This is a genomic window from Mesorhizobium sp. B4-1-3 (assembly GCF_006439355.1).
Lineage (GTDB): Bacteria > Pseudomonadota > Alphaproteobacteria > Rhizobiales > Rhizobiaceae > Mesorhizobium.
The window spans coordinates 15,946-27,592 of sequence record NZ_VFTG01000044.1; the positions used below are offsets into that span (position 1 = coordinate 15,946).

The window sequence follows — 11,647 nt, forward strand, 5'->3', positions numbered from 1 at the left end:
TCCCCTCCACCAGCAGAAAGCTTACGTGGGGTCTGGGCAGAAGTGAAGCGGGAAGCCGCGCTGGAGCTACTTTAGGACCCGTTTGTGTGATCGCCTCCCTGTAACCGCCTGACCGAGTTCAAAGTCCCTCTTTCGCCGCATCCGCCAGGCGCGCGGCGTAGCGGGCCATGGTGTCGATCTCGATGTTGACGCGGTCGCCGGCCTGGCGCTCGCCCCAGGTGGTGACGCTCAGTGAGTGATGGATGAGAAGCACGTCGAAGCGGGTGCCTTCGACTTTGTTGACGGTGAGCGATGTGCCATCGAGCGCGACCGACCCCTTGGGCGCGATGAACTTCGCCAGATGGCGCGGCGCCTCCAGGGTGAAGCGCACGGCATCGCCCTCCTCCTTGCGCTCCACGATCTCGGCGGTGCCGTCGACATGGCCGGAGACGATGTGGCCGCCGAGTTCGTCACCGATCTTCAGCGCCCGTTCGAGGTTGATCCGGGTGCCGGATTTCCAGCTCGAGGCGGTGGTCAGCCTCAGCGCCTCCTCCCAGGCCTCGACCTCGAACCAGCGCGCGTTCGAGCCTTGCTCGGGAAGCGCCGTGACGGTGAGGCAGACGCCGCCACAGGAGATCGAAGCGCCTATCGCGATCGTTTCTGGATCATAGACGGTGTCAATGCGTAGGCCGATGCCTTCGGCGAGCGGCTTCACAGCGGCTACCGTGCCAATGTCGGTAACGATGCCAGTAAACATCAAAGGTCCCTTATCCACTCGGCGTAGCTGTCCTCGCCGAAGCGCATGTCACGCAGTTTACGAAATCCAGCCGGGATATGGTCGGCGTCGACCGGCGACGCAATACCGTCTTCACCGACAGCGTCCGGCCCTTGGAAGAGGACAATGCGGTCGACCAGGCCCTCCTCGAGGAAGGCCTTGGCCACCCTGGCGCCGCCTTCGACAAGCACACTCGCCATGCCAAGCGCGGCAAGGTCTTCCAGCAATTCCGGCAAAGCGACGACGCCGTCATGGGTTTCGGTGCCGATGAAGCGCACGCCGGCCCGTTCGAGCGCGGCCCGCCGATGCGGGTCGGCTTCCAGGCAAGCGGCGACATAGAGCGGCACGCGGTCGACGCCGGACACCAGCTTGGATGACTCCGGCAACCGGATCTGCCGGTCGAGGATGATGCGCGCCGGCGAGCGGTTCTCCAGTCCCGGCAGGCGCACGGTCAGCGCCGGATCGTCCTCGAGGGCGGTGCCGATGCCGACCAGGATGGCGTCGGACTCGGCGCGCATCAGATAGACATCGCGCCGCGCGATCTCGCCCGTGATGGCGACCTGGCCGGCGCCTTTGCGGCCGATCTTGCCGTCGCTCGAAAGCGCTAGCTTCAGCGTTACTTCCGGGCGCTTCCTCAGGGAGCGAGTCAGGTAACCGGCCATCTGCTCGGCGGCCTCGGCGGCCAGCACCTTCTCCACCACCTCGAGACCGGCGGCGCGCAGGATGGCGTAGCCCTTGCCGGAGACGCGCGGGTCGGGATCGCTGGCAGCACCAACGACGCGCGTTACGCCGGCATTGACCAGCGCGTTGGCGCAAGGCGGCGTGCGGCCGTGATGGGCACAAGGCTCCAAGGTAACGTAAGCGGTGGCACCGCGGGCGAGCTCCCCGGCCTCGGCCAGCGCCTCGGTCTCGGCATGCGGGCGACCGCCGACGGCGGTCACTCCGGTGCCGACGATCATCGGGCCGGCGCCGTCGTCGCGCACGATGATGGTGCCGACGGAAGGGTTGGTGGACGTGCGGCCGGCGTTGCGCCGCGACAGCCTGATGGCCGCGGCCATGAAACGACGATCAAGGGCCGCCTGCGCGGCCTGGTCCAGTCGCGGTCGCGCCATGATCAGCCGGCGTCCTCTTCAGTCTTTTCCTCGTCGCCCTTCAATTCGCCCAGCAACTCGTGAAAATCCTTGGCCTCGCGGAAATTGCGATAGACCGAGGCGAAGCGGACATAGGCGACGTCGTCCAGCGATTTCAGCGCATCCATGACCAGCCGGCCGACCTCGCCCGAAGCAATCTCGGTTTCGCCGGAGCTTTCGAGCTGGCGCACGATGCCGGTGACGGCGCGGTCGATGCGCTCAGGGTCGACATTGCGCTTGCGCACGGCGATCTCGACGGAGCGCAGCAGCTTGTCGCGGTCGAAAGGCACCTTGCGGCCGGACTTCTTGATGACGACGAGGTCGCGCAGCTGGACGCGCTCGAAAGTCGTAAAACGGCCGCCGCAATCGGGGCATACCCGCCGCCTGCGGATCGCCGCACCGTCCTCGGCGGGACGCGAATCCTTCACCTGCGTATCTTCGGATTGGCAATAGGGACAGCGCATGGAGAGCCTTGGGTTCGCGATTCAGGCATGATCCCGAAAGTTGCAGACTTTTCGGAGAAGATCATGCTTCAAAAACAAAATCTTAGAGTGAGACGGCGATTCAAGAAAGCGTCATCTCGCTCTGATGGGCGAAAGGCTTAGAGCCTTTTATGCCTCAGAGATAGCGAGGCATAAGCAAGATTGCCAGCGCCCCACCCCGCTGGCCGACAGGTGTCAGGGCGCGACGTCCTTGGTCGAGAAACCGCAGGACGTTCCGAGATTGCGATAGGCCTTGGTGAAGCCGTCCATCGGAATGCTGGTGACCTTCTGTTTGCCGAAGGTCACATCGAGCGAGGTGACCTTGCGCATGGCGCGCAGCAAGGCGAGGCTGGTCTTGGCCTCACTGTCGACCATCCAGCTGGGACGACCGCCGGCGGCGGCGTTGGAGCTTACCGTCGCGGCAACCTTCACGCCGGGGTCGCCGAAGGTCGCGGCGATCTTGTCGCCGGTCGGCAGGGTCTTGTTGTCGATAATAAACATGATGGCCGGGTACGCCTCCGGCGGCAGCGCGTCGCCGGTCGAGATCGACAGCGTCAGGGATCCGGCATTGCCGCTGCCGTCGACGAAAGCCGTCGAGGCGGCGCAGGTCTTGTGTGCGTCCTGCCCGGTATCGAGCGTATCGATGATGGTGGTCCACCTGCCGAACGTGTTGGTGGCGGGCAAGTCGGCGTTCGTCTGCTCCTGGGCGACCGCGGCGGAAGCGGTCAACGAGCCAAACAGGGCCAAGGTGGCAAAGCGGGAAGTGCGCATCATCAAGTCTCCAGTAAGCCGCGCCGTCCGATCAGGGGCGGCGCGAAGCGCAAGGATAAAAGATGACGCGCAGCCCCCGGTCAACCGAGATAGGGGTACAGCGGGAAGCGAACGGTCAGCGCCGTGACCTTGGCCTTCACCGCGGCCTCGACCGCCGCGTTGCCCTCGTCGGAATTCGCCACCTTCAGACCGTCCAGCACCTCGGCGATCAGTTTGCCGATCTCGCGGAATTCGGCCTGGCCGAACCCGCGCGTGGTGCCGGCCGGCGTGCCGAGGCGCACGCCCGACGTCACGAACGGCTTTTCCGGATCGAACGGAATGCCGTTCTTGTTGCAGGTGATGTTGGCGCGGCCGAGCGCCGCTTCGGCGCGCTTGCCGGTGGCGTTCTTCGGACGCAGGTCGACCAGCATCAGATGGTTGTCGGTACCGCCCGAGACGATGTCGAGGCCGGTCTCCTGCAGGCTGGACGCCAGCGCCTTGGCGTTGGCGACAATGCTTTCGGCATAGGTCTTGAAGCTCGGCTTCAGCGCCTCACCGAGCGCCACCGCCTTGGCGGCGATCACGTGCATCAGCGGACCGCCCTGCAACCCCGGGAACACGGCCGAATTCATCTTCTTGGCGATTTCCTCGTCGTTGCACAGGATCATGCCGCCACGCGGGCCGCGCAGCGACTTGTGCGTCGTCGTGGTCACGACATGGGCATGAGGCAGCGGCGACGGGTGCATGCCGCCGGCGACCAGACCGGCGATATGCGCCATGTCGACCATGAGATAGGCGCCGATCGAATCGGCGATCTCGCGGAACCGCTTCCAGTCCCAGATGCGCGAATAGGCGGTGCCGCCGGCCAGGATCAGCTTAGGCCTGGTCTCATGCGCGGTTTTCTCGATGGCATCCATGTCAAGCAGGTGATTGTCCTTGCGCACGCCGTAGGACACGACCTTGAACCATTTGCCGCTCATATTGACCGGCGAGCCGTGCGTGAGATGGCCGCCCGAATTGAGGTCGAGGCCCATGAAGGTGTCGCCGGGCTGAAGCAGCGCCAGGAACACCGCCTGGTTCATCTGGCTGCCCGAGTTCGGCTGGACATTGGCGAAGTTGCAGCCGAACAGCTTCTTCGCGCGCTCGATGGCCAGTTCCTCGGCCACGTCGACGAATTGGCAGCCGCCATAGTAGCGCTTGCCCGGATAGCCCTCGGCATATTTGTTGGTCATGATCGAGCCCTGTGCTTCGAGCACGGCGCGCGACACGATGTTTTCGGAGGCGATCAGCTCGATCTCATGACGCTGGCGGCCCAGCTCGTTGCGGATGGCGCCGAAGATTTCCGGATCGGCGTCGGCAAGCGTGGTCTCGAAGAAGGATTCGAATGTGCTGGAGGCTGCCGCTGCATTTGACATGGCTTGCTTTCCCTTGGGGCCGGAGGTCTGCGAGGTCGCCGCGCATTAACACAGTTGTTTTCGGGCCGCCACGTTTGCGGCGCGAAATTTGCTGGCCGGTTTGCGCCAAGACAGCGCACCCCGGTTGTATAGCGGTTCATCGTTTCACGGAAACGGCGAACCGCTCTACCTCTTTGTTTTTACGCAGTTCCGGACGGAAAACCGATCACACTTTCCTGGAACTGCTCTAATCCCGCGGCGCGCGACCCTTGAGGATCGCTTCTGAAAAGGTGATCTCGGTGAGCAGCTTGCGCGCCGTATGGTCATTGATGTCGCCCCGGCGAAGCATGGCCTGCAGCTCGGCACGCTCGGCCTCGATGCCGGCAAGCCTGAGCTCCATCTCGATCCGGCCGGACTCGCGGGCCTCGGCGCGCGCTTCGTCGGCGCCGTCGGAGAGCGAGATGCGGCGCCGGTAGACGGACGCGACGCTCTCGGCAATCGCGAGCTTCATCTCAGCCCCCTCTCCTTCGTTGCCGTCGCTGGCGAGGCCTTCGATCCTGGCGATGGCCGCCTTGGCGGCACCGACCCTGGCCCTGCGCTCTTCGGCGGCACCCGGATGCTCGCCGGGCTCGACGAGACCGCGCGCGACCGCGGGCAAAGCGAGGCTGGCAATCGCCAGCGAGCAGATGATGACGCCGGCGGCGAGGAAGATCACGAGATCGCGGGCCGGGAACGGCGAGCCGTCCTGAAAGGTGAGCGGCAGGGACAGGATGCCGGCCAGCGTCACGGCGCCGCGCACGCCGGCGATCGAGCCGGCGAGCCTGACGCGAAAGCCAAAGGGCTCCGCCTCGCGCTTGCCGAGCCGCGCGGCAAGCACGGCGCCGATGTCGCCGATCCAGATCCAGACGAAGCGCAGCCCGATCAAGCAGAGCGTGAGCAACAGCACGGTCAATGCCGGCTCGAATAGCCAATGCCGAGTGGTCAGTTCCGGCGGCACCTTGCGGATGATGTCTGGCAGTTGCAGGCCAAGCAGGATGAACAGCGAGCCGTTGAACATGAAGATCAGCATCGACCAGAGCGAGATCGTCTGGATGCGCGCCGAGACCGCCATGTGACGGACGATGCCGGAGTAGCCGGTCAGAAGGCCGGCCGTGACCGCCGCCAGAATGCCCGACGCATTCAAATGCTCGGCGACCAGATAGGCCACGAAGGGCAGCAGGACCATGACCAGCACCTGCGCTTCGGCCGGCGTGCTGGTGATGCGGCTGAGGATCTGCAACGACTTCGCGGCAATGAACAGCGCCGCGATGCCGGCAAGGATGCCGATCGCCACGGCCAAGAGGAAGCTCAGCGATGCCGCGGCGAACGAAAAGCTGCCGGTCAACACCGCCGCGACGGTGAAGCGGAATGTCACCAGGCTCGAAGCGTCGTTGAGCAGCGACTCGCCTTCCAATATGTGCATCAGCCGCGCCGGGACGAGACTGCGATCGACGATCGAGGACACGGCGACCGCGTCGGTCGGCGATAGCACGGCGGCCAAGGCGAAGGCGACCACCAGAGGGATGCTCGGCACCAGCCAATGCAAAGCGTAGCCGAAACCGACGATGGTGAAGAAGACGAGCCCGATGGCAAGGTCGAGGATCGGACCGCGCAGCGCCATCAGCTCACGTTTCGGCGCCGAAAAGGCGTCGCCGAACAGAAGCGGCGGAATGAACACCAGAAGAAACAGCTCCGGATCCACTTCGATGTGGACGCCTCGCGCAGGCCACGCGAGCGCGACACCGATGGCGATCTGCAGCACCGGCAGCGGCACGCGCACCAGCCGCACCAACGCGCCCGAAACGGTCACGAAGGCGAGCACGACAAGGATGAAGACGGCGACGTCCATGGCGCGATTCCGGGGCTGTTCGACCAACCATGGGCAATTGCCGGCGTCGCGTCCAGCGCCGAGGCTGTCGCTCTGATTGCCGATAGCTCGCCGCGCCCTTAAACAAAAAAAGGCCGCTGCGAGAGCGGCCTTTTTCGTTTAAGATCAGACGATTACAGCGCAGAGCTGATCTGCAGCTCGCTGGCGCCGTCGAGGCCGTAGATGTCGTCGCGGAACTGCACGACGCCCGGGGCGGTCGACCATGCCGATAGATAGAGGAAGTGAACCGGCACCGGGTTGACGACCTGGATCGGCGTGTTCTCGCCGGTCTTGATCGCCGCCTCGAAATGCTGACGGTCCCAGCCGGGCGTGTCGCGCAGGATCCAGGTGACGAGGTCGCGCACGTTCTGGACGCGCACGCAACCGGAGGAATCGAAGCGCATCAGCTTGCCGAACAGGCTCTGCTGCGGCGTGTCGTGCATGTAGACGCCATCCGGGCTCGGGAAATTGATCTTGACCGAGGCCATGGCGTTGTTGCTGCCCGGATCCTGGCGGAAACGGTACTTCGCGGCGTCATCCGTCGACCAGTCGATGGTCATCGGATCGACCTCGCTGCCGTCCGGCGCGAACAGGCGGATGTGGCTGTCCTTGAGGTAGTTCGGATCCTTCCGCATCAGCGGAATGATGTCCTTGCGCACGATCGAGACCGGCGCGTTCCAGTACGGATTGACGATGATCTCGTTGATCTTCGAATTCACGATCGGCGTCTGGCGGTCGATCTTGCCGACGATCGCGGTATGGCGCAGCACGACGCGGTCGTTCTCGACCGCCTCGACCTGGGCGCCAGGGATGTCGACCAAGACGTAACGGTTGCCGAGTGTGCCGGCCTTTTCCTTCAGGCGCTGGAGGTTGGTCTGCAGCTGGCCGAGCCGGACCTGCGCCGACACGTTCATCGCGGCATAGGTATACTTGCCCATGGCACCGTCGGCCGGCAGGCCGTGGCGGAGCTGGAAGCGCTTGACCGCCGAGTCGACATAGGAATCGAAGGCCGTGGAGATACCGGCGCTCTGCGGCAGGTCGCCCGAGACCATCAGGCGCTTGCGCAGCGGCACGACATCCGGATCGTCGTCGCCGAGCTGCAATTTCTTGGTCGCCGGTACCTGTTCCCAGCCCCCCTGCGAGACGATGTTCTGGTACTGCGCCACCGCCTGCTCGGTGAAGGCCACAGTCTGCTGACTGAAGATCGGCAGCGTCGAGGCGACTTTGTTGGTGTCGTTGCCGCGGGCGTCGAACTGGTCGTCCCAATTGCCGCGCGTCGAGGATTTCAGGATGTCCCCGATCACGTCCTGGGCGCTCGCATGGCCCGCGGCAAAAGCGGCGGCGAGCGCGGAGGCTCCGGTAAGGAAGACACGGCGGCTGGTTCTCATGGCAGACATTCTTTGTTTGATCGCTCTCGCTCAATCGCTTGCCGGGCGGCTTGTCCGCACTCTAGGGGCGGCAAACTTAACAATTCGCCAACCATGACCCGCATCAATCGGCTGCCAGAAGCGCGACGCCGCAACGCAGGCTCCAAGGAGCGCGGGGCACAGGCCCGCAAGCATCACCTACATTTCGCATCGCCCGCGATTATGGCGGCAACGTGGCCTTGGCCCGCGATTTGCATGCGGCGGGAACGTGAAAGAAATGGGGGCGATGCTTTTTTGCATCGGCGGGATGCCGGCGTGGCCGTGCGAAGTCTAAGCCCTCCCCGTCAGGCGCGGAGGCTCCTACGCGCCCGAAGCGACGGTCAAACTCCCGCAGGTGCCACCTTCGCGAAAAAGATAAGGACCGGCGCGTTCGGCACCGGCCCACACTTTTCCCCTCGGGGCCGCGCTTCTTCGGTGCGGCTTTCCCGTCCAATTCGTAGATCTTACATCCGATACGCGATCGTATCGTTCCAGAAGCGGTCCAGGCGCTGCAGCGCGCGGTTCATCTGCTTGAACTCGTCGGTGTTGATGCCGCCGACCGCCTCGATCGAGCCGACATGGCGCTCGTAAAGGCCGGCGACCACCTCGGCCACCTCGTTGCCCTTCGGCGTCAGCGAGACGCGGACCGAGCGGCGGTCGATGCGCGAACGCTGGTGGTTGATGAAGCCGAGGTCAACCAGCTTCTTCAGATTGTAGGAGACATTCGAGCCGAGATAGTAGCCGCGCGAGCGCAGTTCGCCGGCGGTCAGCTCCGAGTTGCCGATGTTGAAGAGCAGCAGCGCCTGGATGGCGTTGATGTCGGAGCGGCCGTTGCGGTCGAACTCGTCCTTGATCACGTCAAGCAGACGGCGGTGCAGACGCTCCACCAGCTGCAGCGATTCCATGTACAACGAACGGATAGCCTCGCGGCGATCGTCGGATACGTTTGCGGTCTTCGCCGCCGGACGCGAATTGATCATTATCTTTGCCTCTCGTTTGTCGCCTTGGTGATTTTTTGTTTTTCACCTTGATCGCGACACTATCGAATACTCATAAAATTCGACTTAAACGCCAGGGCTAACAAGAGCTTACCGGTAAGAGGTTTCGGAAGACGCTTAACGATCGGTCACCCGAGCAAGAACAATTAACCTAAAGATTTAGCCAACGGTTTTAGGGCAATCGCCAACCCCGAATCCAGGCCCCTGGAGCCGCCCGGCAACCTACTGCCGGAGCTGGCGCTTCTGCAGCCAGATGACTACGCGGAAGACGATATAAAGCAGCGCCACGCAGGCGTGCGAGATCACGATCAGCAGGCGGTGGCCGAAGAGATCGGGGAAGCCGGCATACATCACCGTCTCGGTCACCGCGCAGATGAACCAGATCACCGGCCCCCAGGACGCCAGCATCCACAAGCCCGCCGCCGCGAAGGGGAAGAAGACGGCAAGCGTCGCCGCCGCCACCCGCCAGTGCACCGGCATCAGGTCGAAGCGCCACAATTCGCCCGGATAGATGCCGATCAGGCGGATCCAGTAGAGGATGCCGAACAAGAGGCAGTAGCCGGCGATGACGCGCTGGAACCAGGCGAAGATCACCTCGGTGGTCGAAGGCTGCAGCACCACGCGCCTGGAGGTGACCTCGCTCACAGGACGAGTTCCTTGTCCCCGAGGGGCGCGAAATAGGCGTCGATGTCGGCCGCGCTGACGTCATCGAGGCTCGCTGGCCGCCACTCGGGTCGCGACCCCTTCTCGATGATGGCGGCGCGGATGCCTTCGTAGAAATCGTGGCCGGCCAGCATGCGGTTGAGGATGCGGAACTCCATCGTCATGCATTCGTCCATCGATAGCGTCGATCCCGCGCTGATCTGGCGCCAGGCGACGTTGAGGCTGGTCGGCGAGCGGGTTTTCAGCGTCGCCAGCGTCTTCGCGGCAAAAGCATCTTCGGCCCCTGCCCCTTCCAGGCTGTCGATAATGCCGGCGAGCGAGCTCTGCGAAAAATGGCGCGCGATCGACTCCAGGTCCTGCCGCTCCGTCTCGCGTTTGGCGGGCACGAAGAAATCGCGCAATTCTGCATTCGCGTCGCCGCTCGTCGCCAGTTCGTCGAGCAGGCCCGCTTGGTCCTCGGCTTTGATGGTGTGGGTGGCCAGCCCCGACCACAGCGCGTCGCCGTAGCGGATGCGGTTTCCCGTCAGTCCGAGATACATGCCGAAGGAGCCTCCCAGGTCTGGCAGCAAGTGGCTGGCCCCGACGTCGGGGAAGAAGCCGATGCCGACCTCCGGCATGGCGAATTGCGCGTTCTCGGTCAGCACCCGATGCGAGCCATGGAACGAAATGCCGACGCCGCCGCCCATGACGATGCCGTCGATCAGCGCGACATACGGTTTCCGGAAGCGGGCGATGCGGGCGTTGAGCCGGTATTCGTCGGCGAAGAACTCGACCGGCGGTTTGCCGGCGCGGCCGGCCTCGTAGATGTGGAGGATATCGCCGCCGGCGGAAAACGCCCTGCCCTCGGCCTTGACGACGACGACGTCGACGCCCGGATCCCCTTCCCAGGCGTCCAGCGCCTTGCCGAGCGCCTTGACCATGTTGTGCGTGACGGCGTTGAGCGCCTTCGGCCGGGTCAATGTGACCACGCCGGCCTTGCCAAGCCGCTCGAAGCGGATCTCGTCGCCGCCGCCAAAATCCATCGCCAGAGAATCCCTCTCGCCGCCCGCCGGGGGAGAGAAGTGCTAAAGGCGGCATGCGGACGCGTCAATGGCAGCGGTACGGGGCGGCGGTTCTTGCGCTGGCGGGCAGCCGCGCCAGGTGTTAGGTAACCGGCAAAGCACTGTGCCCGCGTCCGACCGGTTCGAGCAGATCGACATGCCTGGAATTTCCCGCTTCGTGGTTGGATTGGTCGGTCTCCTGTGCCTGGGACTGCCCGTCCGCGCCGCGGCGGTCGCCGAGCTCTACCAGGCGCAAACGATCGTCACCGGCACCGGAGAGGTAAACCGGCAGATCGGCTTCAAGGATTGCCTGGACAAAGTGCTGGTCAAGGTCTCGGGCGACCAGCGGCTGACGCAAAAGACGGAGATGCTGGCGTTGCGCGACAAGGCAGCCGACTTCGTCCAGTCCTTTCGCTATCACGACCGGCTCGAAGGCATCCCGATCCATGACGAGCAAGGCACGCATGACAGGCCGCACGACCTGACCTGCCTCTACAACCCTGCCGTCGTCGACAAGCTGCTCGCGCAGCTCGGCAGCAGGCCCTGGCTCGGCGAGCGGCCGCCGATCGCCGTCTTCATGACCGTCGAGCAGGGCTCGCGGCATTTCGTGCTGACGGCCGATCAGGATCAAGGCAAGGCGATGCGTGAATCCTTCGCCAATGCGAGTGATCCGTTGCTGATGCGTGTCACCTTTCCCGAGGCCGGGCAGCTCGGCGGCCTTGACGAGAAGGCGCTTTCCGAAGCCGATATGGCAAGACTTGACAAGCTCGCGAAAAAAGCGGGAGCGGCCCGCGCGCTCGCCGGCGGCATCGTATGGAGCGACAAGGACCTGGGCTGGATCGCCGACTGGCGGCTGGCCGATCGCGGCATGACCTACCGCTGGCAGGTGCGCGGCGTCAACTTCGACGAGGCCTTCCGGATCGCGATCAGGGGTGCGGCGCAGATACTGTCGGGGCACGGGCAGCCGTAAGGGTTCCTCGCCCCACGCAGTGTGGAGAGGTGGCTCGGCGAAGCCGAGACGGAGACGGGCGCCGGTTCCGTCGGCAAAGGCCCTCGTATTGGAAGACTTTCCGCTCTACGAAGACCCCTCTCCGTCCGCTTCGCCGAGCCACCTTGTATCTACA

At 64.4% G+C, this 11,647-nt stretch carries 11 protein-coding genes; 1 reads left to right on the forward strand and 10 read right to left on the reverse strand.

All coding sequences use genetic code 11. From position 1 onward, the window contains the following. Positions 1-118: 118 nt before the first annotated feature. From FJW06_RS29025 to FJW06_RS29070, 10 genes are all read right to left on the reverse strand, one after another. On the reverse strand, positions 119-736 hold the full coding sequence (locus FJW06_RS29025; RefSeq protein ID WP_140756962.1) for a riboflavin synthase: 618 nt from the start codon (positions 734-736) through the stop codon (positions 119-121). After that, positions 736-1,866, reverse strand: coding sequence for a bifunctional diaminohydroxyphosphoribosylaminopyrimidine deaminase/5-amino-6-(5-phosphoribosylamino)uracil reductase RibD (gene ribD, locus FJW06_RS29030; protein WP_181178655.1), 1,131 nt, complete (start codon positions 1,864-1,866; stop codon positions 736-738). Before ribD ends, FJW06_RS29025 begins: the two co-directional genes overlap by 1 nt. A 2-nt stretch (positions 1,867-1,868) precedes the next feature. Further along, positions 1,869-2,348: a transcriptional regulator NrdR gene (gene nrdR, locus FJW06_RS29035; protein ID WP_140756964.1), complete on the reverse strand. Its 480-nt coding sequence runs from the start codon at positions 2,346-2,348 to the stop codon at positions 1,869-1,871. A gap of 213 nt (positions 2,349-2,561) precedes the next feature. Continuing rightward, the gene (locus tag FJW06_RS29040) at positions 2,562-3,140 is read right to left on the reverse strand and encodes a hypothetical protein (RefSeq protein ID WP_246674921.1); all 579 of its coding nucleotides are present in this window, start codon (positions 3,138-3,140) and stop codon (positions 2,562-2,564) included. Between the two features lie 77 nt (positions 3,141-3,217). Further along, positions 3,218-4,531 (reverse strand): serine hydroxymethyltransferase, encoded by a 1,314-nt coding sequence (gene glyA / locus FJW06_RS29045; RefSeq protein ID WP_140756966.1) that lies wholly within the window; start codon positions 4,529-4,531, stop codon positions 3,218-3,220. Between the two features lie 226 nt (positions 4,532-4,757). Continuing rightward, positions 4,758-6,398, reverse strand: a complete 1,641-nt coding sequence (locus tag FJW06_RS29050) for a Na+/H+ antiporter (protein ID WP_140756968.1) — start codon at positions 6,396-6,398, stop codon at positions 4,758-4,760. Positions 6,399-6,550: 152 nt separating this feature from the next. Beyond that, positions 6,551-7,804, reverse strand: a complete 1,254-nt coding sequence (locus FJW06_RS29055; protein WP_140756970.1) for a L,D-transpeptidase family protein — start codon at positions 7,802-7,804, stop codon at positions 6,551-6,553. Between the two features lie 482 nt (positions 7,805-8,286). Then, positions 8,287-8,802 (reverse strand): winged helix DNA-binding protein, encoded by a 516-nt coding sequence (locus FJW06_RS29060; RefSeq protein WP_067001002.1) that lies wholly within the window; start codon positions 8,800-8,802, stop codon positions 8,287-8,289. 240 nt (positions 8,803-9,042) lie between these two features. After that, positions 9,043-9,465 carry a DUF6163 family protein gene (locus FJW06_RS29065; RefSeq protein ID WP_140756972.1) on the reverse strand — a complete coding sequence of 141 codons (423 nt, stop codon included), beginning with the start codon at positions 9,463-9,465 and terminating at the stop codon, positions 9,043-9,045. After that, positions 9,462-10,505 carry an enoyl-CoA hydratase/isomerase family protein gene (locus FJW06_RS29070; RefSeq protein WP_140756974.1) on the reverse strand — a complete coding sequence of 348 codons (1,044 nt, stop codon included), beginning with the start codon at positions 10,503-10,505 and terminating at the stop codon, positions 9,462-9,464. Before FJW06_RS29070 ends, FJW06_RS29065 begins: the two co-directional genes overlap by 4 nt. Before the next feature lie 175 nt (positions 10,506-10,680). On the opposite strand from FJW06_RS29070, the gene FJW06_RS29075 reads away from it, so the two are divergent. Beyond that, a complete protein-coding gene (locus FJW06_RS29075) occupies positions 10,681-11,493 on the forward strand; it encodes a DUF2066 domain-containing protein (RefSeq protein ID WP_140756976.1) in 813 nt (270 codons plus the stop codon). Positions 11,494-11,647: the final 154 nt, after the last annotated feature.